Source organism: Rhodococcus sp. NPDC054953, assembly GCF_053609225.1.
The window spans coordinates 241,998-266,861 of record NZ_JBSGXD010000001.1 but is presented as its reverse complement, the minus strand read 5'-3'; the positions used below and the strand labels follow the sequence as shown (position 1 = coordinate 266,861).

The following is a 24,864-nucleotide window of genomic DNA, read 5'->3' as shown; positions in this document are numbered from 1 at the left end:
ACCGGGAGGCCACCGCGACCGGGGTCAGCGCGGCAAACGCCCCCACCGTTCGCACCCCGAGCCGGTGCAGCAGGTCGACCAGGTCGGCACGGCTCCCGGCCGCCAAGGCGGGCTCGGCGGCGAGTTCCCCGATCGGAAGCGGCGCGAGGAAGCGCGCCCCCGACCCCGGCGGCACCAGCGCCGACCGCCGGGCCGCGACGACCGCGGTGGACAACTCGTCCGCGACACCGACCTGACACTCCACCCCGACCGCCGCCACCTCGTCGACCAACCGTTCGGCAGCGGCCTCCTCCGACCCGAAGTACCTGGCGAGCCCGCCTGCGGCGAGAACCAGCAGTCCGGGGCGCAGCACCTCCACCCCGGGCGCCGCCGCGTCCACCGCGGCCGCCACCGGCTCGAATACCCGGGCGTCGCGGCCGTCGTCCGCGGCCAGCACGTGCAGCCGCGGGCACCGCGCCTGCGCGTCCCGTCTCCGCAGGCCGGGCGTGACGCCCTCGGCTCGCGCGGTCGCCGAGCACGCGACGACCCGGTTCCCGGACATCACCGCCACCGGTTCGGCGGGCGACAGGTCCGCGGTCGCGGCGGCGGCGACGGCGGGCCAGTCCGCGCACCACAGCGCAAGGACCCGCGATCCCCCGGCGCTCACGCCACGCCGCCTTCGAACTCCGGCCTGCGCCGCGCGACATCGGCCCCGGCGGTCCACTCCACCCTGCCCCGGCCGGGGCAGAGGTCGACGCACGCGGTCCGCCGCCCGAAGGCCCGCCCCTCGGCGCCGACAGCGAGTCGCAGCCCGCGCAGCCGTCCGGTTCCGCCTCCCAGCCCGTCGTAGCCTCGGATGGTGGCGTCGAGCCGTATCTCCGCCCCGCTCCACCGCCCACCGGCGACCACCAGCGTTGCGCCCTTGCTCCTGGCCCGGGCCACCACGGCCCGGGCCCGCGACGGCGGCACCACCATCCCGCCGAGTCCCAGCACCACCAGATCCAGCCCGTCGAGCAGCACCGCCGCCACCTCGACGGGATCCGGTCCCGGGTCGGGGATCACCGCCAGCCTGCCGAGTTCGGCACCCATCTCGGCCGCGGCAAGCAGCCCGAGACGGGGCTGACCGATCACCGCCGCGTTCCCACCGGAGGCCGTCACCTCGGCCAGCAACCCAACGAGTAGGGAGCCAGCACCCGCAACGGTGACCACCGACCCGCGCGGGAGCCCCCCGTGCGGCAGCAGGCCCGCCAGCACCGACGGCACCGGGAGCACCGGACGGCCGCGCCCATCGGACCCGGAAACGGGATCCGGTCGAGCCGCCACCGATTCGCCCCGTGCAGGCACCGCTGCCATCCGCCGCCGCAACTGCTCGAGCCGCTCCTGCCGGGACAACCCGGCCAGGTCGGCGGCGAGACCCGTCCCACCCACCACTCCAACTCCGTCCACGCACGCAACTCGACACACGACTCACGAGGCCGTGGCACCACCGTGGGGAAGACGCGGGGCCAGCAGATACCAGAACATTATCGAACATTTATTCGAACATGCTCAGTAAAGCCGACTCCGTCGACCCCGTCAAGGCGTGAGATAACCGCTGCTCACGGCTCCGAACGCGGGCGCCGTCGGCGGGTCGACTACCCTCACGGTGTGGCGGATCAGGGGCAGCGCATCGTCGGACCGGACCATTTGGTGGCCGGCCGGCACCGCCTGCGCTCGAAACTCGGCGGCGGCGGCATGGGGTCGGTCTGGCTGGCCACCGACACCCTCCTCGACCGCGAGATCGCCCTCAAGCAGATCAGCTTTCCCGACGACCTCACCCCCGAGGTCGCCGCCGAGGTCCGGGCCCGCGCCATGCGTGAGGGCAGGCTTGCCGCGCGCCTGTCCCACCCGCACGCCATCGCCATGTACGACGTCACCCTTGAGGGCGACGATCCGTGGCTGGTGATGGAGTACATGCCCTCCCGCAGCCTCGCGCAGGCACTCGGCGTCACCGAGACGCTGCCCCCGCCGCAGGTCGCCCAGATCGGCGCGCAGGTGGCCGCCGCCCTCGCCGAGGCGCACGCCGCGGGCATCATCCACCGCGACGTCAAACCGGGCAACATCCTGATCGCCGACCGCGGCCCCGACGCGGGCACCGTCAAGATCAGCGACTTCGGCATCTCCCGCGCGCGCGGCGAGGACCAGACCGCCCGCAGCTCGGTGATCGCGGGCACCCCCGCCTTCTTCGCGCCCGAGGTGGCCCGCGGCGCCGATCCAACCGAGGCGTCGGACGTATTCTCGCTCGGCGCAACACTGTTCACCGCGACCGAGGGGCAGCCGCCGTTCGGCATCGACGAGGACACCCGTGCGCTGCTGCACCGGGTCGCCAAGGCCGAGATCATGCGTCCGGTCCGCAGCGGCGCCCTCACTGACGTGCTGCTGCGCATGCTCGAACCCGATCCGGCGCGGCGCCCCACGATGATCGAGGCCCGGGATCTGTTGGCGCGCAGTGCCGCAGGAACCGACAACGGGATCGCCTACGTCCTCGACGCGCCGCTGCGGGAGCCGGACGGGACGGTTCCGTTCTGGGCTCGTCGGGGCGCATCGGGCGGATCGCCCCGGCCCGGCCGCCGCCTCCCGTCGAGCACCTCCGGCGGGCTGACTGCCGTCCCGCAACCGGTGCCCCTGCAGTCCGTGCACCGGCCGAGTCAGCAACGTCCGCAACCACCGGCGTTCGAGCCGAAGCGCCCCGGCCCCGGCATCCCGGTCCCGCTGATCGCGGCGCTGGTCGTCGCGGCCCTGCTGATCGTGATCCTGGTCGTCGCGCTCGTCGCCTGACCGCGATGGCAACGCGGCTCCGGCGGCAGCCGGTCCGGCGTCACTCGATCCGGCGGCGATGCGCCCAGCGCGTCAGGGCATTCCGGTTGGACTGCTGCGTCTTTCGAAGCACGTTCGATGCATGGGTCTCCACCGTCTTCACCGAGATCACCAGCGTCTCGGCAATCTCGCGGTACGTGTAGCCGCGGGCAAGCAAACGAAGCACCTCGAGTTCCCGAGGGGTCAGTGAATCCAGTTCGGGATCGAGCGGCGGCTCCGGTGCCGTCGACCGTCCGGTGAAGGAGTCCAGAACGAAACCGGCAAGCCGCGGACTGAACACCGCGTCCCCGCCCGCGACCCTGCGCACCCCGTCGGCGAGTTCGTGCCCGGAGATCGTCTTCGTCACGTAGCCCCTGGCACCCGAACGGATCACCGCGATCACGTCCTCCGCTGCGTCGGAGACGCTCAGCGCCAGGCACACCGGGCCGGGCTCGATCGCCCGCAGCACGGCAACCCCACCGCCGTCCGGCATGTGCACGTCGAGCAGCACCACGTCCGGCGTTGACGCGTTGATGCCCGCGACGGCCTCCGCGACCCCGCCCGCCTCACCGACCACCTCGATGTCGGGCTCCGACGCGAGTTCGGCACGCACCCCGGAACGGAAGACCGCGTGATCGTCGACCAGGAACACCCGAAAGGCGGTGCCCGGGGTGCCCACCCCGGGCCCTGCGGACGACGTCACCTGTACTGCTCCTTCGGGGTTGCGCTGCTGCTCGGGGGTTCGGCCTGCTTCGACCACTCTAGGTCAGCGTCGTCGCCGGTTTCCGGACCACCCAACGGCATCCCGATCCGGATCTCGGTTCCGCGTCCGATCGCGGACTCCACGGAGACGTCGCCGCCGCGACGCTCGACCCGCGCCCGGATCGACTTCGCCAGCCCCTGCCGGTCGGTGGGGATCGCGGCCGGGTCGAAGCCGACGCCACGGTCGCGCACGTACACGTTGACCTGAGTGGCCTCCGCCTCCGCGAACAGGTCGACGGTGGACTCGCCGGAATGCTTGGCGGCGTTGACCAGCGCCTCCCTGGTGGCACCGAGGACGGCGGCAACGGCCTCCTTCGGCAGACCCGATTCCTCCTCGGGGACGTCGAGTCGCACATCGCCGACGGTCACGGTCTGCACCGCGATGCCGTGCTGGTCCTCGACCTCACCGGCGATGGTGCGCAGTGCCTCGGCGAGGCTGGCGTGCGCGGCCTCCCCCTCACCGAACAACCATCGACGCAGTTCGCGTTCCTGCCCACGGGCAAGCCGCAGCACCTCCTGCGGGCGGTCCGACTGCTTCTGAATCAGCGCGAGGGTCTGGAGGACGGAATCGTGTAGGTGCGAGGCGATCTCCTCGCGTTCCTCGTTGCGGATGCGGGCCGCCCGCTCCTTGCCGAGGTCCCGCCACAGTCGCAGCCACAGCGGGACGGTGAGCAACCCGATGCCGACGAGGGTGACGACGGCGGCGAGCAGCGACGACTGCAGCGACGCCAGGTCCACCTGGGCGAGCACCACGACGCCGAGGCCCAGCACGATCAGGGAGATCCCGCCGAGCACCCGCGCCCAGGTGAGCACCGTCGACCCCTGCGGCAGCCCGAACACCGAGCGGGGCCCATTCGAGTCGTACTCGCGCCAGACAAGGGCCGCGCCGACGGCCACCACCGCGACCGGGACGAGCACCTCCGCTGCGGTGCCGCTGACCAGCAGGGCCAGTCCCCCGGACAGGGCAAGGCCGAGCACAGCGAGGCCGAGGGCCCTGCGCCGTTCGGCGGGACTCGGCCGTTCGGTGTCGCTGCCGGGTGGGGTGAAGATCCACAGCAGTCCGTAGGCGACGATGCCCGCACCCGCGAGCCCACCGAGCAGGACGAACGCGACCCGGACCTTGAAGACGTCGACCCCGAGATGGTCGGCAACGCCACCGGCGACACCGCCGATCACCCGACCACCGACACGGCGCTCGAGGCGAGGATGGGTCACCTCACCCGGGACCTGGACACGCGGAATCGGCTGCACATCTTCGATCGTGGCACGATCGCGCCCGGGGGCGCATCAGGGTGGACCCTGATACCGCACCGGGCAAGCACCGAAAGATCAGGGTTCATCCCTGATGTGCTGGCGGTGCGCCGGCCACGACGATGGTGGGCATGAGCACACCGAGTTTCTCCGAGCAGCTGAACCAGTTGTGGCGAACCCGGCCCGCGCGGCTGCCCCGGCAGGGGCCCGTCGCCGGGGTCGCGGCGGGCATCGGTCACCGGTACGACGTCGACCCGGTCCTGGTCCGGGTGGCGTTCGTGGTCTCGACCCTGTTCGGCGGCGCGGGCATCGTCCTGTATCTCGCCGGCTGGCTGCTGCTGCCGCGGGCCGGTGACCCCACCTCGGCCGCCGAGTCCCTGGTCGGACGCGGGCACAGCTCCGAGTCGGGAACGAAGACCATCGTGCTGGTGGTCGCGCTGCTGATCGCGGTGAGCACCCTCGGCCCGATCGGGGTCAACTTCGGCGGGTCCGGTCTGATCAGCATGGCGTTGATGCTCGGCGGGCTGTGGCTGCTGTTTCAGCGCCGCCCGGAACCGCCTGCGCTGCCCGCGGGCACCGACCCGTGGTTCGGTATCACGCAACCCGCGTCCGGCTTCCCCGGCACGGTCGGGCCCGCGACCGGCCAGTACACCGCACCGGGCGTGTTCACGACCCTCCCGCAGAGCTATCAGCCGGACAGTGAATCGACAACGGCCGCAAGCACTCCCACACCGCCTCCCGGCGAACCGCAGGGGTCATCGACGCCGGACCCGATTGCCCCGGCCGCGGCGGCCGATCCTCGGGAGCATGGCCCCACCGACCCCCCGGCGTGGGACCCGCTCGGCGTCGCCCCGTTCGCGTGGGACCTGCCCGAGCCCGCACCCGCCCCCGCGCCCGTGTCTGCACCGCGGTCCCGGCCGAAGTCCCGGCTGACGTCGGTGGTGATCGGCCTCGCGATCCTGGCCTCGGTTGCCGCGTGGGCGATAGGCGCCGCCACCGATGGGACGTGGATGACGCCGGGCCGGATCGGCGCGGTGGGGCTGGCGGTGATCGGAGCGGGCATGGTCGTCGGCGCGTTCCTGCGCCGCGGCTACGGGCTCCTCGTTGTCACGGGCCCGCTGGCCGGGTTCGTCGTCCTCGCCTCCCTGATCGGTCCGATCGACTGGAGCAGCCACAATGTCGGCAGTCGCACCTGGACACCGCTGACCGCGGCGGACCTTGAACCCGAGTACACCAGCGAGCTCGGCGACTTCGTGCTCGACCTGCGGGGCGTCACGCTCACCGAGGACAAGACCGTCGCCGTCGAGGCGGGGGTCGGCACCTTCACGGTGCTGGTTCCCGAAAACATGAACGTCGTCAACCACTGCTCGATCGCGATCGGCGACGTCCGGTGCCTCCCGGAGGGACTGAGCGGCGGCTCCGACGGGACCGACGGCCCGGTCCTGACCCTGAACATGGATGGCCGCATTGGAGACCTGGAGGTTCGTCGTGGCTGAGAACATCGAATCGGGAGCGACGACCGGCACCAGCCGACGCCCGTCCGCGGCCCTGCTGCTGTCGGGGCTGGCCGCGTTGCTGGTCGCCCTGTGGGCGTTGGTCGGGCCGGACCGTCTCGGCGCGCTCGGCGACTGGCAGTTCACCTGGGTGCTGGTGCTTGCCGCCGTCGTCGTCGGGGTCGTGCTGGTGATCGCCCCGGGCCGCCGGAAGTAGGCGGGGCTCAGATGCCGGGAAGCGCGAACAGCATGCCGCCGCCCGGGAAGGCGCCGAACATGCCGCCACCACCGAACAGGCCCATCCCGCCACCACCGGGGAATCCGGGCAGCATTCCCCCGCCGTTGAGTACCCCGCCCTCGTTTCCCCAGATCAGTCCCTGATTCAGCGGTCCCTGCTCACCCAGGGGACCGCCGCCGCCGAGCAGACCGTTGCCGGTGCCCGCCCCGCCGAGGTTCTCGTTCTCGGTCCAGTTGTTGTTCCAGCCGTCACCGCGACCCTTGTTGTGGTTCCACCCCTTGTTGTGGCTGTTGTTCCACTGGGGATTGTCATTGTGGGTGTCGGCACGCACCTGAACGATCGCCGGAGCGGCCGTCGGAGCGGCCGAGGCCACCGCGGTTCCGGCCACCACCATCGGGACGGCGACCAACACACTCGCGGCGGCGAGGCCGAGCAGCCGCCTGCATCCATTGCGTGGATTCGTCTTCATCACACGCCTCCCATACCGTCTCCCCCCAGTCAACGCCCGATCGGCGCCGACGGCCAGTGCCGTCGACGCCGATCGGGGCCCGCGAGGTCAGTGCGTCGGGCTCACTCCCACTCGATGGTTCCCGGCGGCTTGCTGGTCACGTCGAGCACGACACGGTTGACGTCCGGCACCTCGTTGGTGATCCGGGTGGAGATGCGTTCGAGGACGTCATAGGGCAGCCGGGTCCAGTCCGCGGTCATCGCGTCCTCGCTGGAGACCGGGCGCAGCACGATCGGGTGACCGTAGGTGCGGCCGTCGCCCTGGACGCCGACGCTACGCACGTCCGCGAGCAGCACCACCGGGCACTGCCAGATCTGGCCGTCCAGGCCAGCGGCGGTGAGCTCCTCGCGGGCGATGGCGTCCGCCTGACGCAGCAGGGTGAGACGCTCGCGGGTCACCTCGCCGACGATGCGGATCGCCAGGCCCGGGCCCGGGAATGGCTGGCGCGCAACGATTTCCTCGGGCAGACCGAGGGCGCGGCCGACGGCGCGGACCTCGTCCTTGAACAGCAGCCGCAGCGGCTCGACGAGGGCGAACTGCAGGTCCTCGGGCAGCCCGCCGACGTTGTGGTGGCTCTTGATGTTGGCGGTGCCGGTGCCGCCGCCGGACTCGACGACGTCCGGGTAGAGGGTGCCCTGCACCAGGAACTCGACGGCCTCGCCGTGCGCGGCGGACTCGCCGAGCACCTCGCTGACGGCGCCCTCGAAGCTGCGGATGAACTCGCGGCCGATGATCTTGCGCTTGGCCTCCGGGTCGGACACGCCGTCGAGCTCGCCGAGGAAGGTGTCGACGGCGTCGACGGTGATCAGCTTGGCGCCGGTGGACGCGACGAAGTCCTGCTGCACCTGCTCGCGCTCGCCTGCCCGGAGCAGCCCGTGGTCGACGAAGACGCAGGTGAGCCGGTCGCCGATCGCGCGCTGCACCAACGCGGCCGCGACCGCCGAGTCGACGCCGCCGGACAGGCCGCAGATGGCCTTGCCGTCGCCGACCTGCGCCCGGACCTGCTCGATCAGACCCTCGGCGATGTTCGCGGCGGTCCAGGTCGGGGCGATGCCCGCGATCTCCCGCAGGAAGCGGGTCAGCACCTGCTGGCCGTGCGGGGAGTGCAGGACCTCCGGGTGGTACTGAACACCGGCCAGTCGGCGCGCGCGGTCCTCGAACGCGGCGACGGGGGCGCCCGCGCTGGTGGCGGTCACCTCGAAGCCGTCCGGGGCGTCGGTGACCGCGTCACCGTGGCTCATCCACACCGGCTGCGTGGTCGGCAGGCCCTCGTGCAGGATGCCGCCGTCGACGCTGAGCTGAGTGCGGCCGTACTCCCGGGTACCGGTGTGCGTGACGGTGCCGCCGAGCGCGCCGGCCATCGCCTGAAAGCCGTAGCAGATGCCGAAGACCGGGATGCCGTGGTCGAACAGCCGCGGATCAAGCTTCGGCGCGCCGTCGGCGTACACGCTGGACGGTCCGCCGGACAGGATCACCGCCGCCGGCTTGCGGGCCACGATCTCCTCGACGGTCGCCGTGTGCGGCACCACCTCGGAGTAGACGCTGGCCTCACGGACCCGGCGTGCGATCAGCTGCGCGTACTGCGCACCGAAGTCGACGACGAGGACCGGATTCTGCTGGCTGGGGCCGGAATGCTGGGTGTCTGCCACCCGCCCAGTCTAATGTGTGGCCGCGCCCACCCGGATCGGCGGTCAGGCCGCCCCGGTGCCCGACGGTTCCTGCGTCGGCTCGACACCGGGACGGACCGGGGTGATCGGCAGCATCAGCGCGCCCGGGGCCCCGGCCGGAACCACCGGGGCGTTCGGGGCCACCGGCTCGATCCGCCGGTACGCCTGCCCCTGCTCGGGTCGAGAGTCCTTCTCCCCCTTGTTCGGCCACAGCGACGCCGCCCGCTCCGCCTGTGCACTGATCGTCAGGGACGGGTTCACCCCGAGATTGGCCGACACCGCGGATCCGTCGACCACGCTGAGCGTCGGATACCCGTACACCCGGTGGTAGGGATCGATGACCCCGTGACCCGGATCCGATCCGATGACGGCCCCACCGAGGAAGTGCGCGGTGAGCGGGATGTTGAACACCTCGCCCCAGGTGCCGCCCGCGACGCCGTCAATCTTGTCGGCGATCCGCCGGGTCGCCTCGTTGCCCGCCGGGATCCAGGTCGGGTTCGGCTCCCCGTGCCCCTGCCTACTGGTGACCTTGCGGCGACCGAACAGGCCGCGCTTGGTGTAGGTGGTGATCGAATTGTCGAGGTTCTGCATGACGAGCGCGATGATCGTCCGCTCGCTCCAGTCCTTCACCGACAGCATCCGCAGCATCTGCGCGGGGTTCGCGGCGATGATCTTCAGCAGCTTCACCCAGCGCGGCGTGCTACCCCCGCCGTCGGTCATCAGGGTCTGCAGCAGGCCCATCGCATTGGAGCCCTTGCCGTAGCGGACCGGTTCGATGTGGGTGTCCGAGGTGGGATGGAACGACGACGTGATCGCGACGCCCCTGGTGAGGTCCATCGCCGGATCAACCTTCATCTTCCCCGCACCGACGATGGATTCGGAGTTGGTGCGGGTCAGCTCGCCGAGCCGGTCGGACAGCCTCGGCAGCGCGCCGGTGTCCTTCATCCGGTGCAGCAGGTGCTGGGTGCCCCAGGTGCCCGCGGCGAGGACGACATGCTGGGCGGTGTAGGTCCGCTGCTGGCGGCGGACCTTCGCGCCGGTGCGATGCGTCCGCACCTCCCAGGTGCCGTCCGCCGCCTCGCGCAGCGAGTCCACCGTCGTCATCGGCACGATCGTCGCCCCGGCCAGCTCCGCGAGGCCGAGGTAGTTCTTGACGAGGGTGTTCTTGGCCCCGTGCCTGCAGCCGGTCATGCATTCACCGCACTCGATGCAGCCGGTGCGGGCCGGTCCGACACCGCCGAAGTAGGGGTCGTCGACCGTCGCGCCCGGCTCCCCGAAGAACACCCCGACCGGGGTCTGGATGAAGGTATCGCCGACGCCCATGTCATCGGCGACGGACCTGATGATCTCGTCGGCGGGCGTCATGTGCGGGTTCTGCACGACGCCGAGCATCTTCCTCGCCTGCTCGTAATGCGGCGTGAGCTCCGCGTCCCAGTCGGTGATCTCCCGCCACTGCGGGTCCTGGAAGAACGAGGTCGGCGGCTTGTAGAGGGTGTTCGCGTAGTTGAGGGAGCCGCCGCCGACGCCGGCACCAGCAAGGATCAGGACGTCGTGCAGCAGGTGCACCCGCTGGATCCCGTAGCAGCCGAGGGCGGGTGCCCAGAGGAAGCGCTTGAGGTCCCAGCTGGTCTTCGCGAAGTCCGCGTCCGCGAACCGGCGTCCGGCCTCGAGGATCCCGACCCGGTACCCCTTCTCGACCAGCCGCAGCGCCGTGACGCTGCCGCCAAATCCGGAGCCAACGATCAGGACGTCGAAATCCGTCGCACGCTTACCCATCAGGAGACCTCCACCGTGAACCTCTTGGTTACTCGCCAGTATGCACCCGGGATCTGTGACCGACCCCACAGGGTGCGGCTTAGCGTAACCATAAGTACCAGAAAGACCCCACCCCTTTGGCGATTGAGCGAACGGAACATTCGCTCGATCTGATCGACTGAACGCTTCCGTTCACTCGGTGGGGGTGGGGTCTGTCGTGGTCGGTGGTGCGGAGCGCGGGGGTCAGGCGCGGACGCTGAGCCCGACCTTCTGGAACTCCTTGAGATCGGAGTAGCCCGCCTTCGCCATCGACCGGCGCAGGCCGCCGACCAGGTTCAGCGACCCGTACGGGTCGTCCGACGGGCCGGTCAGCACGCGGTCCAGGCTCGGGCGGTCACCGAACCCGACCGGCAGCATCGCACCGCGCGGCACGGACGGGTGCGCGGCGGCGGACGGCCAGTACCATCCCCCGCCCGGCGCCTCGGCCGATGCGGCGAGCGGCGCACCGAGCACCGCGGCGTCGGCGCCGCAGGCGATCGCCTTGGCCAGGTCACCGGAGGTGGTGATGTCGCCGTCGGCGATGACGTGCACGTAGCGCCCGCCGGTCTCGTCCAGGTAGTCGCGGCGCGCGGCGGCGGCGTCGGCGATCGCGGTCGCCATCGGGACCCCGATCCCCAGCACCTCACCGGTGGTCGTCGCGCCCTCGGTCGAGCCGTAGCCGACGATGACACCCGCGGCACCGGTGCGCATCAGGTGCAGGGCGGTGCGGTGATCGCTCACGCCGCCCGCGACGACCGGTACATCCAATTCCGAGATGAACGTCTTGAGGTTCAGCGGCTCACCGGCCCCGTTCGCCACATGCTCCGCCGAGATGATCGTCCCGTGGATGACGAGGAGGTCGATGCCCGCCTTGAGCAGGTCCGGGGTCAACGCGCGGGCGTTCTGCGGGCTGACCCGCACCGCGGTGGTGACGCCCGCGTCCCGCACCTGCGCGACCGCGGCGGCCAGCAGGTGGGGCTGGATCGGCGCCGCGTGCAGCTCCTGCAGCTTCCGGATCGGCGCGTCCGGGTCGGCATCCGACTCGGCAAGGTGCACGAGCTCGGCGAGCGTGGCGTCGACGTCGGCGTGCCGACCCCACAGCCCCTCGCCGTTGATCACGCCGAGGCCGCCGCGCTTGCCGAGCTCGATCGCGAAGGACGGCGAGACGAGGGCGTCGGTCGGATGCGCGAGCACCGGAATGTCGAACCGGTAGGCGTCGAGCTGCCACGCCGTCGACACCTCCTTCGACGACCGGGTCCGGCGGGAGGGGACGATGTCGATGTCGTCCAGCTCATAGGTGCGACGGGCGGTTCGGCCCATACCGATCTCAACGAGGTCGCGCACGCGCGCCCCTTTCTTCGATGTGTAGTTGGGTGTGTGGCTAGCGGGCCGCGTAGTTCGGCGCTTCGACCGTCATCGTGATGTCGTGCGGGTGGCTCTCCTTCAGCCCGGCCGCGGTGATCTGCACGAACTGCGCCTCCTGCAGGTGCTCGATCGTGGTCGACCCGGTGTACCCCATCGCCGCGCGCAGGCCGCCGGTCAGCTGATGAATCACCGAGCCGAGCGGGCCGCGGAACGGGACCCGACCCTCGATGCCCTCCGGGACCAGCTTGTCCTCGGAGAGGACGTCGTCCTGGAAGTAGCGGTCCTTCGAGTAGGACTTGCCCTGGCCGCGGCTCTGCATCGCGCCGAGCGAACCCATGCCGCGGTAGCTCTTGAACTGCTTACCCCCGACGAGGACCATCTCGCCGGGTGACTCCGCCGTGCCCGCGAGCAGGGAACCGAGCATCGCGGTGGAGGCACCGGCCGCGAGGGCCTTGGCGATGTCGCCGGAGAACTGAAGACCGCCGTCGGCGATGACCGGAACACCGAGCGGCTTGCACGCCGCGACGGCCTCAAGGATCGCGGTGATCTGCGGTGCACCGACACCGGCGATGACGCGGGTGGTGCAGATCGAGCCGGGTCCGACACCGACCTTGACCGCGTCGACGCCCGCCTCGACCAGCGCCAGCGCCCCGTCGCGGGTCGCGACGTTGCCGCCGATGATCTGGACCCGGTCCCCGACCTCGGCCTTGATCTTGGCGATCATGCCGAGCACCCCGTTCGAGTGGCCGTGCGCGCTGTCCACGACGAGCACGTCGACCCCCGCGTCCGTGAGGGCCATCGCGCGGGCCCACGCGTCGTCGCCGACACCGACCGCGGCGCCGACAAGCAGGCGTCCGTCCCGGTCCTTGGTCGCGTTGGGGTGCTGCTCGGTCTTCACGAAGTCCTTGACCGTGATCAGCCCGGTGAGCTTGCCCCGACCGTCGACGATCGGGAGCTTCTCGATCTTGTGACGGCGCAGCAGGCCGAGCGCGGCCTCCGCGGTCACGCCCTCCTGCGCGGTGATCAGGGGCGCCTTGGTCATCACCTCCGACACCGGCCGGTTCTCGTCCACCTCGAACCGCATGTCGCGGTTGGTGATGATGCCGACCAACTGTCCCTGCTCGTCGGTGACCGGCAGACCCGAGATCCGGAATCGCGCGCACATCGCGTCGACGTCGGCGAGGGTGTCGGACGGCGCGCAGGTGACCGGGTCGGTGACCATGCCCGCCTCGGAGCGCTTGACCGTCTCCACCTGAGCGGCCTGCGCCTCGGTCGACAGGTTGCGGTGCAGCACACCCATCCCGCCCGCGCGGGCCATCGCGATCGCCATCCTGGACTCGGTGACGGTGTCCATCGCGGAACTGACCAGCGGCACGTTCAGGCGGATCGTGCGGGTCAACTGGCTGGAGGTGTCGACCTTGCTCGGGATGACGTCCGATGCCGCGGGAAGCAGCAGCACGTCGTCGAAGGTGAGTCCGAGCATCGCCACCTTGTCGGGGCGGTCTCCGCCGGTGCGCACGTGCCCTCCGGAATTTGTCATGCGGCTTTCGAACCTTTCCTTCGAACGTCGGTTGCGCTGGATCGTCGGCCCTTGCGTGAAGTGACCCAGCCGCGCCGAGTGGGGTACCCACTGCGCGCCGCTGGTGCCTGCCGATGCGTCGCGGTTTCTTGGGACTGAAACAATGCTCGATCCCCGGCGATGTATTCCCTCAGACCGTTCACCATGGTATCGGCTGCGCGAGGACGCGGGCGAACCCGGTGACCCTACGGGCGTCACCGGGGCCGTAACGGGTGGCGCGGAGGGCCCCGCGCTGCGTACCGTGGGACCTGTGCGTGATCAACTGCCCCCCGGTCTGCCGCCGGACCCGTTCGCCGGCGACCCCTCCGACCCCTCCGCCGCACTGGATGCGATCGAGCCGGGACAGCCCCTCGACCCCCACGAGCGCCTCGCCGTGGAAGAGGACCTCGCCGATCTCGCCGTCTACGAGGCACTGCTCGCGCACCGCGGGATCCGCGGCCTGGTCGTCTGCTGCGACGACTGCCAGCAGGACCACTACCACGACTGGGACATGCTGCGCGCGAACCTGCTGCAGCTGCTCGTCGACGGCACCGTCCGCCCCCACGAACCGGCATACGACCCGGTCCCCGATGCGTACGTGACCTGGGACTACTGCCGTGGGTACGCGGACGCCTCGATGAACGAGGCACTGCACGGCGACGCCTTCGACGCCTGACGCACGGCACGAGAACGGCCCGACACGCGTGACGTGTCGGGCCGTTCTCGTGTGCTGGTGCGGGCTAGCCAGAGGGCGAGGTGTCCGGCGTGAGCGGCCGAGTCTCGATGGTCGCCGTCATCGGCGTGACGACGCGGCTCGACGTCGACGATGCCGTGGTCGGCGCGGGCTCGACGACCGTCGGCTCCGGGACCGTCGTGACCGGCGGGACGGTCGTGATCGGCGGAGCCGTCGTCACCGGCGGCTGGCTCGGCACCTCCGGTGCGATCAGGATCTCGGGCGGGACCGAGGGCTTGGTGGTGACTGCGCTGCCCGGCAGCGACGTCGGCGGCACGGCGGGCAGGGTGGTCGTCGCCCCGGGCACCGAGGTGGTGGTGCCGGGCGGCGCGGTCGTGGTGGTGGTCTTCCCCATGTCGGCCATCAGCCGGTCATGCCAGGCGTTGAGCTCGTCGCGCTTGTCCGTGTCGCTCACATCCCCGACCCGCTTGCTCGCGGATTCCAGCACGGCGATCGCACCCTGCGGGTTGCCGGACTTGATCATCCGTTCCGCCTCTTCGAGGTTGTTCGTCGTGTCGATGCTCGCCACCGTCGAGTTGGCGCGCTGAGTGAAGACGACCTCCTTGACCCGCCACAGCGGATCCCCCGGCTGAGCGTTGTAGGAGAACACGGTCACCCCGGCCATCACGACCGCGATGGCCGCGGCCGCACCCGCAATCGGGCGCAGCAGCCGAAGTCCGCGCCGCGGCGCCTGCTGGTCGCCGCGTTCCCGATCGACCGCGGCCGCGGCCTCGTCGAGCGTCGGTCCTGCCGGCAGATCGGGACCGACGATCTCGGCTCGCCACCCCGCCAGCAGGGCCGCCAGCCGGTACTCCTCCTCGGTCGAGGTCGGGACGTCGCCACCACCGGCGAGCGCGTCGAGCAGGGCGTCATCGCGTTGCACTGCGCCGAGATCGAACGGTTGCCCGCGCATCTCGTCCGCCAGCGGATCACCCTGCGGCACGGTGAGATCGGCATCGGACGCATCGTGACGCCGCGTCCACTTGTCGTGGCCGCGCTTGCTCCCCCTAGCCATACATCTCACCTGCTTTCGCTACTTCGGTCTTCAACTTCGTGAGCGCCCGGTGCTGGGCGACCCGTACTGCTCCCGCCGTGCTCCCCACGGCGGCGGCCGTCTCCTCCGCCGACAGACCCACTACCAGTCGGAGGATGACGATCTCTCGATGCTTCTCGGACAACGTGCCGAGCAGCGCCTTGACCTGCCTGTTCGTCTCGGAGTCCAGGGCCAGCTTCTCCGGTCCCTCGTCGGCCGACACGACGTCCGGGACCTCGGCCATCGACTCGGCCCGGTTGCGTCCCGCACTGCGGTGCGCGTCGGCCACCTTGTGCGCGGCGATCCCGTAGACGAACGCCATGAAGGGGCGGCCCTGATCCCGATACCGCGGCAGAGCGGTCATCACAGCCAGGCACACCTCCTGCGCCACATCGTCCGCGGACAGGTGTCCCCGCTCCGCGGCTCCGACCCGTGATCGGCAGTACCGCACGACCATGGGTCGGACAAACTCCAGAACCCGAGACAAGGCGACTCGATCGCCCTGCGCTGCCGCAGCGACGGCTGAGTCCAACTCCTCGCTCGTACTACTCATCGACAGACTGTGTCCTGGCGTTACAGTGGCGCCCGCGCGACCGGACGCTCCCGCCGATTGACGGGACGTGTGAAGGATAGCGACCGGTTCTCACGTTTCCCTGAATCGCCCGCCCGCGCGGATGATCCGCGACGCGCTGCGCTGCCTGGCCAGGTCCGCCTCGGGTCCGGGCGCAACGCCGCCGAGCAACATCGCCGCCGCCCACTCCAGCGGAACGAGGTCGTGCTCGCGGCACCGGGCCAGCACCCGCCGCGCCGGGTCGACGGCGGCGGCCGGGTCCGGCCCGGCGCTGACCGCGGCGGCGAGCAGCAGGTCGGACTTGACCTGGTGTCGCGCCGACGGCGACCCCGCAGCCAGGTCGACCGCGGCCGCGGCGTGTCGGCGGCCACGATCCGGGTCGCCCGACACCAGCAACATCTCGGCACTCACCCAGTGCAACCGGATCCGCTGCCGCAGCAACGACTCGTCCGTTTCCCCGTCGAGCAGATCGGCGCACCGCTCGAGCAGCCGGAACCCGAGGGCCGTTCGACCGCAACCGAGGGCGTCGGCGGCGAGTCCGGTCAGTGCGTCGCACCGGGCCGCGACGGCCAACGGTGTCCGGTCGTCGCCGATCACCGCCAACGCTCGCCCATCGTGCGCGGACGCGAGCCGATGCCATCCGAGTTGACGCAACAGGGACGCCTCGGTGCTCGCGGCGAGGGAGGCGAGCACCGCGCCGGGGCGCTCCCGTCGCACCGCGGCCAATTCGGTGCGGGCGGCCGCGTAGCGCCCCTGCCCGCCGAGGGCGACCGCGCGCAGCCAGCGGTCGCGTGCGGATCGCGCCTGCCCGGGCACGGCTCCCGGGGTTGGCCCGAATGCGATGTCGGTGAGATCGGCGGCTGTCGGCACTGGCACGGGGTGAAGCGTAGAGCGCACCCCACGACGGCCCCGATTCGCGTCCGTCACGAAACGTTTCCGGCCGGTTCGACGACCGTTCAGGTCACATTAAGATTTCGACTTGCAAAATTATTGAACTCATTTCCCGGAACCGTCTGCCGATAACCAACAGCCGCGCGATCCGACCCCGCCGAGCGGACCCCACCTCCCCCGCCCCCGCCGAGATGCCCGGTCCGAGCCACCCGAAATCGGCTGCGACCTGCAATAATATCGGCATCCGCCGGGCGAGAACCCGATTCTCCGAGGGGCCCTCGATAATCACGAAATTGTGTCAATGTCCATGAACGGATCGTTAATTCTCGCGTCGCGGGGTATGTAAATCACCACGAACCGAAACTGTTGACGCGATTTCCGCGCCGACTATAACGTTGCCGTTGAAATTGAGTACGCACGTGAACGACCTTCACAGCGGCGCTTCGACCACCGGGGCAGTTCGTGCACCGGGATCGCACGGCGCGGCGCCCCGTGAAGCCAATGCCCGAGCCGACGTCAGGAGCTGGAATGCCGCAACCGAATCACCTCCCCGGCCCGAACGCCGACATCTGGGACTGGCAGATGCACGGACTCTGCCGCGGCGTCGATTCCGCGATGTTCTTCCACCCCGACGGCGAGCGCGGCCGCGCCCGCGCCCAGCGGGAGAACCGCGCGAAGGAGATGTGCAGGCAGTGCCCGGTGCTCGCGCAGTGCCGCACCCACGCCCTGACGGTGTGCGAGCCGTACGGCATCTGGGGCGGGATGTCCGAGGCGGAGCGGGAGGCGCACACCCGCCGCTATCGTCAGCGCATCGCCTCCTGACCCACGACACACGAACGGCCCCGGACGATGTGATCGTCCGGGGCCGTTCGCCGCGTCTACCGCGGCGCGGGGAGCCTAGTGGCTGTGCCCGTGCCCGTGGCCTGCGTCCTCGTCCTCGGCCGGCTTCTCGACGACCGCGGACTCGGTGGTGAGCACCATCCGCGCCACGGACGCCGCGTTGACGACCGCGGAACGGGTCACCTTCACGGGGTCGACGACACCGTCGGCGAGCAGGTCCCCGTAGGTGAGGGTCGCCGCGTTGAATCCGTGCCCCTTCGGCGCCTCAGCGACCTTGCTGACGACGACGGACCCGTCGAGCCCGGCGTTGGTGGCGATCCAGTACAGGGGCGCCTGGACCGCGGTCCGGACCACCTCGACACCGGTCGCCTCGTCACCGGACAGCGATGCGGCGAGCTCGGTCAGGGCCTGCGCCGCCTGCACGATGGCGGAACCGCCGCCGGGGACGATGCCCTCCTCGACCGCGGCCTTGGCCGCGTTGACGGCGTCCTCGACGCGGAACTTGCGTTCCTTGAGGTCGGTTTCGGTGGCCGCGCCGACCTTGATGACCGCGACGCCGCCCGCGAGCTTCGCGAGGCGCTCCTCGAGCTTCTCGCGATCCCAGTCCGAGTCGGTGTTCTCGATCTCGCGACGCAGCTGGCCGACGCGGACGTCGATGTCGGCCTGGGTGCCCGCACCCTCGACGATGGTTGTCTCGTCCTTGGTGACGACGACACGCCGCGCCGAACCGAGCAGGTCGAGGCCCGCGTCCTTGAGGGACAGCCCGACGTCGGTGTTGACGACGGTGCCGGCGGTCACGACCGCGAGGTCGTCGAGGAACGCCTTGCGGCGGTCACCGAAGTACGGCGCCTTGACGGCGACGGCCTTGATCGTCTTGCGGATCGAGTTCACGACGAGGGTGGACAGGGGCTCGCCCTCGATGTCCTCGGCGATGATCAGGACCGGCTTGCCCGACTCGGCGATCTTCTCGAGCAGCGGCAGGAAGTCCGGCAGCGAGCTGATCTTGTCGCGGTAGAGCAGCACCGACGCGTCCTCGAGCACGGCCTGCTGTGCGTCGATGTCGGTGATGAAGTACGGCGAAAGGAAGCCCTTGTCGAACTGGACGCCCTCGGTGACGACCAGTTCGGTCTGCAGGGTCGAGGACTCCTCGACCGTGACGACGCCGTCGGTGCCGACCCGCGTCATGGCCTCGCCGACCAGTCCGCCGATCTCCTCGTCGCGCGAGGAGACGGTCGCGACCTGGGCGATGGCCTCCTTGCCCTCGACCGGGGTCGCCGCGGCGAGCAGGGCCTCGGACACCGCATCGGCGGCCTTGGCGATGCCGACGCCGAGCGCGATCGGGTTGGCGCCAGCCGCGACGTTCTTCAGGCCCGCCTTGACGAGCGCCTGCGCGAGAACCGTCGCGGTGGTGGTGCCGTCGCCCGCGACGTCGTTGGTCTTGGTCGCGACGGACTTGACCAGCTGCGCGCCGAGGTTCTCGAAGGGATCCTCGAGCTCGATCTCGCGGGCGATGGACACGCCGTCGTTGGTGACGGTCGGGCCGCCGAACGCCTTGGCGAGCACGACGTGCCTGCCGCGGGGTCCGAGGGTGACCTTGACCGCGTCGGCGAGCTGGTCGACGCCACGCTCGAGTGCGCGACGCGCGGTCTCGTTGAATTCGATCTGCTTGGACATGGGTGCTGTTGCTCCTGGGAGGTCCTGGACGAGATCCGCCCCGGGTCCTTGTCGGGACGCCGGGGCGGATGCACGTGGCTTACTTGGAGATGACAGCCAGCACGTCGCGCGCCGACAGGATCAGGTACTCCTCGCCGGCGTACTTGATCTCGGTTCCGCCGTACTTGCTGTAGATGACGGTGTCGCCCTCCTGGACGTCGAGCGGAATCCGCTTCTCGCCGTCTTCGTCCCAGCGGCCGGGGCCGACGGCGACAACGGTGCCCTCCTGGGGCTTTTCCTTCGCCGTGTCGGGGATGACCAGGCCAGAGGCGGTCGTCGTTTCGGCCTCGTTGGCCTGGACGAGGATCTTGTCCTCGAGCGGCTTGATGTTCACGCTCGCCACGATGAGCCCTCCACTTTCGGGGTTTCCAGCGCCCAGGGCTGCTCCCCGGGCAAGTAGGTTGTAGTGCACGCATACGGCGCCTCGCGCGGTCCCGTCGTCGCGGGTGCCGGGACCGGGTCGGTGCCAACTAGCACTCTATACATGCGAGTGCCAGCGCTCAAGACATCGGACTGCTCACCTCGCGGGCTTCGCCGCGGGCGAAATCCGCGGAGTCGCCCCTCCGGTGCCCTACAGTCGCACCGTGGCGAACCTGAACAGGCGTGACTTCCTCGGCCTGGCCGGGCTCGGCGCGGCGGGCCTCCTCGGGGTCGGCGCACTGGGCCGGGCGCCGTGGGGCACCTGGTACGCGGCGGCGGACACCGCGGCCATCGCCGGAACCACCCTCGAGACCGTCGCCGCCCCGGTCGGCGCGGCCGGCTACCGCACCCTCACCGCCGGGCCCGGCCTGCCGATGATCGTGCGGGGCGAACTCGCCGAACCGAGGCCGGGGCGCGAGGACCGCCGCACCGCGCTGGCCGCCCTCGTTCAGCTGACCGACCTGCACATCCTGGACGCACAGTCGCCGATGCGGTTCGAGTACGTCCACCAGTTCACCGGGTCCGCGTTCCGCCCCCAGGAGACGCTGACCACGCAGGGCCTGGTCGCGCTGGTCGCGCGGGTCAACGCGCTGGGCCGGGGACCGCACACGCGCCGCGACTTCGACGCGGTGGTCACCACCGGCGACAACACCGACAACAAGGAACACGCGGAGCTGAACTGGTTCCTTGCCGCGCTCAACGGCGGCACCTTCGTTCCGAACACGGGTGCGGCCGGCCGCTACGAGGGGGTGCAGAATTCGGGCTCGGAGCTGTACTGGAACCCGGAGTCCGACCTCCCCGACCGCTACCAGCGTGCCGGGTTCCCGCCGATGCCCGGCCTGCTGGGCGCCGCCCTGCGCCCGGTCACCAGCCCCGGCCTGCGCACCCCCTGGTACTGCGTGTTCGGCAACCACGACGACGCGGTCCAGGGCACCGTGCCGAGCGGCATCGGCCCGCTGGAGGCGATGTACACCGGCGGGCTCAAGATCGAATCACCGAACTCGGAGCAGGCCAGGGCGATCGGCAGCGCGGCCAGCGCCGACCCCGGCGCGCTGGTCGCCGCGCTTGCCGCGGTCACCACACCGCCGCGGATCGTCACCCCGGACCCGGCCCGGGCACCGTTCACCCCGCGCCAGTTCATCGCCGCGCACCTCGATCCGGAGAACACCGGGCCGGGCCCGGTGGGACACGGGTTCGCCCCCGACGCCGGCGAGACCGGCATCGGGTACTACACCTTCGAGATCGCGCGCGGCGGCGGTGCCGTCCCCGAACTCCCGAGCGTGGTCGGCATCAGCATGGACTCAACCAACCGCGCAGGCTTCGTCGAGGGCTCGCTCGGCGAGGCGCAGTTCCGGTGGATCGAGCGCACCCTCGAGGCGGGCAGCAGCCGCCACCATGACCGGGACGGGCGGGTCGTCTCCCGAGCCGTCGACGACACCTGGTTCCTGCTGTTCAGCCACCACACCAGCGACACGATGGACAACCTGCTGCCCGACCCCGAGAATCCGGGCGAACGCCGGTACGGCGGCGGCGAACTGGTGGATCTGCTGCACCGGTTCCCGAACGTGCTCGGGTGGGTCAACGGCCACACTCACCAGAACCGGATCACCCCGCACCCTGGTGCGACGCCCGCGCAGGGTTTCTGGGAGATCAACACCGCCTCCCACGTCGACTTCCCGCAGCACGCGCGGGTGATCGAGGTCACCGACAACGGGGATGGCACGATCTCCCTGCTGACCACCCTGATCGAAGCCGACAGCCGCTACGAGGTGCGGCACGGCGACCACTCCCCCGCCGGCCTGGCGTCGCTGTACCGGGAGCTGTCGTTCAACGACATCCATGCGGACGCCGCGCTGTTCGGCGGCCCGGGCGACCACAACACCGAACTGCTGCTGCCGTCCCCGCGCGGCTGAGCACCGCCCCGGGATCGACACGCTGACCAGCACAGATCACACCTCGTATTTGTTGAATACGAAATGCAAGTAATATACCGTCGCTCACGTGCAGCTAACCAAGTTCACGGACCTCGGGCTGCGCGTGATGATGCGCCTGGCCGTCGCCCCCGGAGGCGGTGGACTCACGACCGGCCAGGTCGCGGAAGAGATGGCGATTCCCTACACGCACACCACGAAGGTGGTGCTGCGGCTGAAGGAACTCGGCATGGTCGAAGCCCGCCGCGGTCGGGGCGGCGGGCTCTCGATCACCGAACGGGCCCGCGGCACCTCCGTCGGCTGGCTCACCCGCCGCCTCGAGGGCGACGACGAGGTGGTCGCCTGCGACGGCGCCACCCCCTGCCCCCTGCGGCACGGCTGCCGGTTGCGGGGCGCACTGCGCCGAGCGCAGGACGCCTTCTACACCGCCCTCGACGACATCACGATCGACGACCTCGTCCGCGAACCCGACACCCGGGTCCTGCTCACCCTCTCCGTCCCGCGATCGGAGTAGGGCAGGTCAGGCCGCGTCCCTGCGGCGGCGCCCCGCACGGACGGCAGCGGTGATCACCCGGAGCCCGATCGCGAGCAGCACCAGATTCCCGACGATCTGCACCGACACCACGGCCCTCGCCGTCTCGGTCTCGGCGACGATGTCCCCGAAGCCCACCGTCGAGAAGCAGACGAGGGTGAAGTACAGCGCATCCAGCTTGGACAGCGGCTCGCTGAAGCTGTCGACCGCCGCCTGCGACAGCAGGTGATAGACGGTGGCGTACGCCAGTAGGTAGGTGGGCACCGAGACCGCGAGCGCCTCGATCGACTGCACCCCCGGATAGCGGGCGGTGACGATCCTGCGGATCTGCCAGCCGAAGACCGCGGTCACCACCAGCAGGCCGATCACCAGCCCGGCCACCGCGGACAGCGATGCGAGGTCGTGCATCGGCACCAGGAAGTACACGACGACCAGCAGTGTCGCGGTGAGCACCGGACGGAGCACCGCCCGGCGGATCAGCGTGCGCTGCGCCGACCTCGAGAGCGCGGCGAAACCCGCTCCGCCGCCGGGAACGTCACCGTTCCCGTCAGCGGACATCGCCCGCGACCGAGGACTGGCTGACGGTGACGGACAGGCCGGGGTCGGTCGCGACGGTCAGCGGCGACGGCGCAGCGCCACCGGCGATGACGTGGGCACCGAGTGCGGCGATCATCACGCCATTGTCGGTGCACAGCCGAGGCTTCGGGATCCGAAGCGTCAATCCGGCCGCCGCGCAGCGTTCCTCGGCGAGCGACCGGATCCGCGAGTTGGCGGTGGCACCGCCGCCGAGAACCAGGGTGTCCACCCCGACATCGGTCGCGGCGCGCACCGCCTTCATCGTCAGCACGTCGGCGACGGCCTCCTGAAACGAGGCGGCGACGTCCGGGATGGACACCGGCTCACCGGCCCGCTCCTTCGACTCCACGTAGCGGGCGACCGCCGTTTTGAGCCCGGAGAACGAGAAGTCGTGCCGCGCGTCTCGCGCCCCGGTCATGCCGCGCGGGAAGGCGATTGCGTTCGGGTCACCGTCGCGGGCCGCGGCGTCGAGCGCGGGCCCGCCGGGGAAGCCGAGGCCGAGCAGTCGCGCCACCTTGTCGAACGCCTCGCCGGCCGCGTCGTCGACCGTCGTGCCGAGCTCCTCGATCGGCCGGGCGAGGTCCCGCACGTGCAGCAGGTGGGTGTGCCCGCCGGAGACGAGCAGCGCCACGCACGGCGGCATCGGTCCGTGTTCGAGGGTGTCGACGGCGACGTGACCGCCGAGATGGTTGAGCGCGTAGAACGGCACATCCCAGGCGGCGGCGTAGGCCTTCGCGGCGGCAGCACCGACGAGCAGCGCCCCGGCCAGTCCGGGACCGATCGTGACGGCCAGCGCGTCCGGCTTCGCGATCCCGGCCTGCGCGAGGGCGCGCCGCATCGTCGGGACGATCGCCTCGAGGTGGGCGCGGGAGGCGACCTCCGGGACGACCCCGCCGTAGCGGGCGTGCTGATCGACGCTGGACGCGACCTCGTCCGCGAGCAGTTCGCAGGTGCCGTCCGCCCGCCACCGAACGATGCCGACTCCCGTTTCGTCGCAGGAGCTTTCGATTCCCATCACGATCACGACTGCGACTCCTCCTGCTCGATCAACACCCCGGGGCGACGCATCGTGTACGCATCGGCGCCGCTGGGCTGGTAGTAGTTTCGGCGGGTTCCCACGATCTCGAATCCCTCGCGCCGGTAGAGGGCGATGGCCGCCTCGTTGTCGGTGCGGACCTCAAGGAAGACCGGGGCTCCGTGCCGGTCGGCGAGCCCGAGCAGTTCGTCGAGGAGCAACGCTCCCAGACCCCGCCGACGGTGCTCGGGGTCGACACCGATGGTGTGCACCTCGGCCTCGATGTCGGGCGCGTTGCCCAGCAACGCGACTCCGGCGTACCCGAGCACCCGGCCGCTGTCGCTGCGGACGACGACGTAGTGGTTGTGCGGGTGCGCGAGCTCGGCGCGGAACGCGTCCGCACTCCAGGGCCCGTCCCCGGCGAACAGCAGCGTCTCCAGTTCCGCGCAGCGCTGCGCGTCGGCAGGCCGCATCGCGGTGAGCGCGTCGCTCATTTCTTCCGGTCCGCCATCTCGACGGCATCCGGACGTCGAAGATACAGCGGCACAAGAGGTTCCGGATCCACCGCGGCCATCAGCGCGGCCGCGGCCACCGCAACCAGCCCGGCGGGCGACGGGGTCGCCACCGCAACGACCGGCAGATCGAACAGCTCCGCGTGCACCGCCGACCCCGCGACCACCACCGACGGCTGCGGTTCGAGGTCCGCCGGCCGGTTCACTGCGGGGCCCTCGACGCGGCGCCCGCCCTGGTACCGCGCCCAGTACACCTCCCGTCGGCGGGCATCGGTGACCACCAACAGATCCCGCTGATCCTCGGCGGCCGCGTCGGCGGCGATCGCGTCGAGGCTGCACACCCCGTGCACGGGGATCCCGAGCGCGTCACCGAACGCCGCACCGGTCGCCATCCCGACCCGCAGACCGGTGAAGGGTCCCGGGCCGACCCCGACCACGACGGCGTCCAGGTCGGCGGGCCCGTGCCCCGACTCGGCAAGGCACGCCAGGATGTGCGGCGTGAGCACCTCCGCGTGGGCACGCGGATTGACGGTGATCCGGTGGGCCAGGGCGCGGGGAGCGTCGCCGTCGAGGCGAACCACCCCCGCGGTCACGGCCGGGGTGGCGGTATCGACAGCGAGAACGAGCACGGCTATCGAGGATACCCG

At 70.8% G+C, this 24,864-nt stretch carries 25 protein-coding genes; 7 read left to right on the top strand and 18 right to left on the bottom strand.

Annotated features, from left to right (window positions below):
- Both ACWF62_RS01165 and ACWF62_RS01160 read right to left on the bottom strand, forming a co-directional pair.
- Positions 1-646: Y-family DNA polymerase (locus ACWF62_RS01165; protein ID WP_452629242.1), on the bottom strand; the 646-nt coding region annotated here is incomplete at its 3' end.
- A complete protein-coding gene (locus ACWF62_RS01160) occupies positions 643-1,407 on the bottom strand; it encodes a hypothetical protein (protein ID WP_378505950.1) in 765 nt (254 codons plus the stop codon). The genes ACWF62_RS01165 and ACWF62_RS01160, both read right to left, overlap by 4 nt.
- Positions 1,408-1,626: 219 nt before the next feature.
- Between ACWF62_RS01160 and ACWF62_RS01155 the strand changes: the two genes are divergently transcribed.
- Positions 1,627-2,796, top strand: coding sequence for a serine/threonine-protein kinase (locus tag ACWF62_RS01155; protein ID WP_378569739.1), 1,170 nt, complete (start codon positions 1,627-1,629; stop codon positions 2,794-2,796).
- Between the two features lie 40 nt (positions 2,797-2,836).
- Here the strand turns inward: ACWF62_RS01155 and ACWF62_RS01150 are convergent, their stop codons facing one another.
- Together ACWF62_RS01150 and ACWF62_RS01145 are read right to left on the bottom strand one after the other, a co-directional pair.
- Positions 2,837-3,517 (bottom strand): response regulator, encoded by a 681-nt coding sequence (locus ACWF62_RS01150; RefSeq protein ID WP_378505948.1) that lies wholly within the window; start codon positions 3,515-3,517, stop codon positions 2,837-2,839.
- Positions 3,514-4,827: an ATP-binding protein gene (locus ACWF62_RS01145; protein ID WP_378505947.1), complete on the bottom strand. Its 1,314-nt coding sequence runs from the start codon at positions 4,825-4,827 to the stop codon at positions 3,514-3,516. Before ACWF62_RS01145 ends, ACWF62_RS01150 begins: the two co-directional genes overlap by 4 nt.
- A gap of 131 nt (positions 4,828-4,958) precedes the next feature.
- Here ACWF62_RS01145 and ACWF62_RS01140 point away from each other — a divergent pair, with 131 nt between their 5' ends.
- Positions 4,959-6,323: a PspC domain-containing protein gene (locus tag ACWF62_RS01140; protein ID WP_378505946.1), complete on the top strand. Its 1,365-nt coding sequence runs from the start codon at positions 4,959-4,961 to the stop codon at positions 6,321-6,323.
- Positions 6,316-6,537, top strand: a complete 222-nt coding sequence (locus ACWF62_RS01135) for a hypothetical protein (RefSeq protein WP_378505945.1) — start codon at positions 6,316-6,318, stop codon at positions 6,535-6,537. Before ACWF62_RS01140 ends, ACWF62_RS01135 begins: the two co-directional genes overlap by 8 nt.
- A 7-nt stretch (positions 6,538-6,544) precedes the next feature.
- Here ACWF62_RS01135 and ACWF62_RS01130 read toward each other — a convergent pair whose 3' ends face one another.
- The 5 genes from ACWF62_RS01130 to guaB all read right to left on the bottom strand — a co-directional run bounded on the left by ACWF62_RS01130 (position 6,545) and on the right by guaB (position 13,432).
- The gene (locus ACWF62_RS01130) at positions 6,545-7,027 is read right to left on the bottom strand and encodes a hypothetical protein (protein ID WP_378505944.1); all 483 of its coding nucleotides are present in this window, start codon (positions 7,025-7,027) and stop codon (positions 6,545-6,547) included.
- 101 nt (positions 7,028-7,128) lie between these two features.
- Positions 7,129-8,715, bottom strand: a complete 1,587-nt coding sequence (gene guaA / locus ACWF62_RS01125) for a glutamine-hydrolyzing GMP synthase (RefSeq protein WP_378505943.1) — start codon at positions 8,713-8,715, stop codon at positions 7,129-7,131.
- A 42-nt stretch (positions 8,716-8,757) separates the two neighbouring features.
- Positions 8,758-10,509, bottom strand: coding sequence for an FAD-dependent oxidoreductase (locus tag ACWF62_RS01120; protein ID WP_378505942.1), 1,752 nt, complete (start codon positions 10,507-10,509; stop codon positions 8,758-8,760).
- Positions 10,510-10,731: 222 nt separating this feature from the next.
- A complete protein-coding gene (locus ACWF62_RS01115) occupies positions 10,732-11,871 on the bottom strand; it encodes a GuaB3 family IMP dehydrogenase-related protein (RefSeq protein ID WP_378505941.1) in 1,140 nt (379 codons plus the stop codon).
- Between the two features lie 37 nt (positions 11,872-11,908).
- The gene (guaB, locus tag ACWF62_RS01110) at positions 11,909-13,432 is read right to left on the bottom strand and encodes an IMP dehydrogenase (protein ID WP_378505940.1); all 1,524 of its coding nucleotides are present in this window, start codon (positions 13,430-13,432) and stop codon (positions 11,909-11,911) included.
- Between the two features lie 289 nt (positions 13,433-13,721).
- Between guaB and ACWF62_RS01105 the strand changes: the two genes are divergently transcribed.
- On the top strand, positions 13,722-14,126 hold the full coding sequence (locus ACWF62_RS01105) for a DUF5319 domain-containing protein (protein ID WP_378505939.1): 405 nt from the start codon (positions 13,722-13,724) through the stop codon (positions 14,124-14,126).
- Positions 14,127-14,190: 64 nt separating this feature from the next.
- Here ACWF62_RS01105 and ACWF62_RS01100 read toward each other — a convergent pair whose 3' ends face one another.
- The 3 genes from ACWF62_RS01100 to ACWF62_RS01090 form a co-directional block, all read right to left on the bottom strand.
- Positions 14,191-15,198 carry an anti-sigma-D factor RsdA gene (locus tag ACWF62_RS01100; RefSeq protein ID WP_378505938.1) on the bottom strand — a complete coding sequence of 336 codons (1,008 nt, stop codon included), beginning with the start codon at positions 15,196-15,198 and terminating at the stop codon, positions 14,191-14,193.
- Positions 15,191-15,769, bottom strand: coding sequence for a sigma-70 family RNA polymerase sigma factor (locus ACWF62_RS01095; protein ID WP_378505937.1), 579 nt, complete (start codon positions 15,767-15,769; stop codon positions 15,191-15,193). Before ACWF62_RS01095 ends, ACWF62_RS01100 begins: the two co-directional genes overlap by 8 nt.
- Before the next feature lie 90 nt (positions 15,770-15,859).
- Positions 15,860-16,663: a hypothetical protein gene (locus tag ACWF62_RS01090; protein WP_378505936.1), complete on the bottom strand. Its 804-nt coding sequence runs from the start codon at positions 16,661-16,663 to the stop codon at positions 15,860-15,862.
- Positions 16,664-17,206: 543 nt separating this feature from the next.
- Here ACWF62_RS01090 and ACWF62_RS01085 point away from each other — a divergent pair.
- Positions 17,207-17,500, top strand: coding sequence for a WhiB family transcriptional regulator (locus ACWF62_RS01085; protein ID WP_378505935.1), 294 nt, complete (start codon positions 17,207-17,209; stop codon positions 17,498-17,500).
- 75 nt (positions 17,501-17,575) lie between these two features.
- Here the strand turns inward: ACWF62_RS01085 and groL are convergent, their stop codons facing one another.
- Together groL and groES are read right to left on the bottom strand one after the other, a co-directional pair.
- Positions 17,576-19,192 (bottom strand): chaperonin GroEL, encoded by a 1,617-nt coding sequence (gene groL, locus ACWF62_RS01080; protein WP_378505934.1) that lies wholly within the window; start codon positions 19,190-19,192, stop codon positions 17,576-17,578.
- Positions 19,193-19,271: 79 nt separating this feature from the next.
- A complete protein-coding gene (gene groES, locus ACWF62_RS01075) occupies positions 19,272-19,574 on the bottom strand; it encodes a co-chaperone GroES (protein WP_378505933.1) in 303 nt (100 codons plus the stop codon).
- Positions 19,575-19,815: 241 nt separating this feature from the next.
- Between groES and ACWF62_RS01070 the strand changes: the two genes are divergently transcribed.
- Both ACWF62_RS01070 and ACWF62_RS01065 read left to right on the top strand, forming a co-directional pair.
- On the top strand, positions 19,816-21,564 hold the full coding sequence (locus tag ACWF62_RS01070) for a TIGR03767 family metallophosphoesterase (protein ID WP_378569738.1): 1,749 nt from the start codon (positions 19,816-19,818) through the stop codon (positions 21,562-21,564).
- Positions 21,565-21,652: 88 nt separating this feature from the next.
- Positions 21,653-22,096 carry an RrF2 family transcriptional regulator gene (locus tag ACWF62_RS01065; RefSeq protein WP_378505931.1) on the top strand — a complete coding sequence of 148 codons (444 nt, stop codon included), beginning with the start codon at positions 21,653-21,655 and terminating at the stop codon, positions 22,094-22,096.
- Positions 22,097-22,102: 6 nt separating this feature from the next.
- Here the strand turns inward: ACWF62_RS01065 and ACWF62_RS01060 are convergent, their stop codons facing one another.
- Genes ACWF62_RS01060 through tsaB form a run of 4 tightly spaced genes read right to left on the bottom strand, consistent with a single transcriptional unit; the run spans position 22,103 to position 24,846 of the window.
- The gene (locus tag ACWF62_RS01060; RefSeq protein WP_452629241.1) at positions 22,103-22,672 is read right to left on the bottom strand and encodes a potassium channel family protein; all 570 of its coding nucleotides are present in this window, start codon (positions 22,670-22,672) and stop codon (positions 22,103-22,105) included.
- A complete protein-coding gene (tsaD, locus tag ACWF62_RS01055; protein ID WP_378505929.1) occupies positions 22,662-23,714 on the bottom strand; it encodes a tRNA (adenosine(37)-N6)-threonylcarbamoyltransferase complex transferase subunit TsaD in 1,053 nt (350 codons plus the stop codon). The genes ACWF62_RS01060 and tsaD overlap by 11 nt, the downstream gene beginning before the upstream one ends.
- Complete coding sequence (gene rimI, locus ACWF62_RS01050) at positions 23,711-24,199, bottom strand: ribosomal protein S18-alanine N-acetyltransferase (RefSeq protein WP_378505928.1); 489 nt, start codon at positions 24,197-24,199, stop codon at positions 23,711-23,713. The genes tsaD and rimI overlap by 4 nt, the downstream gene beginning before the upstream one ends.
- Positions 24,196-24,846, bottom strand: coding sequence for a tRNA (adenosine(37)-N6)-threonylcarbamoyltransferase complex dimerization subunit type 1 TsaB (gene tsaB, locus ACWF62_RS01045; protein ID WP_378505927.1), 651 nt, complete (start codon positions 24,844-24,846; stop codon positions 24,196-24,198). Before tsaB ends, rimI begins: the two co-directional genes overlap by 4 nt.
- Positions 24,847-24,864: the final 18 nt, after the last annotated feature.

Excerpts from the sequence above, each read along its gene's own strand:
- guaB (WP_378505940.1), bottom strand. The coding sequence starts at position 13,432 with ATGACAAATTCCGGAGGGCACGTGCGCACCGGCGGAGACCGCCCCGAC.
- ACWF62_RS01120 (WP_378505942.1), bottom strand. The coding sequence starts at position 10,509 with ATGGGTAAGCGTGCGACGGATTTCGACGTCCTGATCGTTGGCTCCGGA.
- ACWF62_RS01095 (WP_378505937.1), bottom strand. The coding sequence starts at position 15,769 with ATGAGTAGTACGAGCGAGGAGTTGGACTCAGCCGTCGCTGCGGCAGCG.
- groL (WP_378505934.1), bottom strand. The coding sequence starts at position 19,192 with ATGTCCAAGCAGATCGAATTCAACGAGACCGCGCGTCGCGCACTCGAG.
- ACWF62_RS01085 (WP_378505935.1), top strand. The coding sequence starts at position 17,207 with ATGCCGCAACCGAATCACCTCCCCGGCCCGAACGCCGACATCTGGGAC.
- rimI (WP_378505928.1), bottom strand. The coding sequence starts at position 24,199 with ATGAGCGACGCGCTCACCGCGATGCGGCCTGCCGACGCGCAGCGCTGC.
- ACWF62_RS01130 (WP_378505944.1), bottom strand. The coding sequence starts at position 7,027 with ATGAAGACGAATCCACGCAATGGATGCAGGCGGCTGCTCGGCCTCGCC.
- ACWF62_RS01140 (WP_378505946.1), top strand. The coding sequence starts at position 4,959 with ATGAGCACACCGAGTTTCTCCGAGCAGCTGAACCAGTTGTGGCGAACC.
- ACWF62_RS01060 (WP_452629241.1), bottom strand. The coding sequence starts at position 22,672 with ATGTCCGCTGACGGGAACGGTGACGTTCCCGGCGGCGGAGCGGGTTTC.
- ACWF62_RS01100 (WP_378505938.1), bottom strand. The coding sequence starts at position 15,198 with ATGGCTAGGGGGAGCAAGCGCGGCCACGACAAGTGGACGCGGCGTCAC.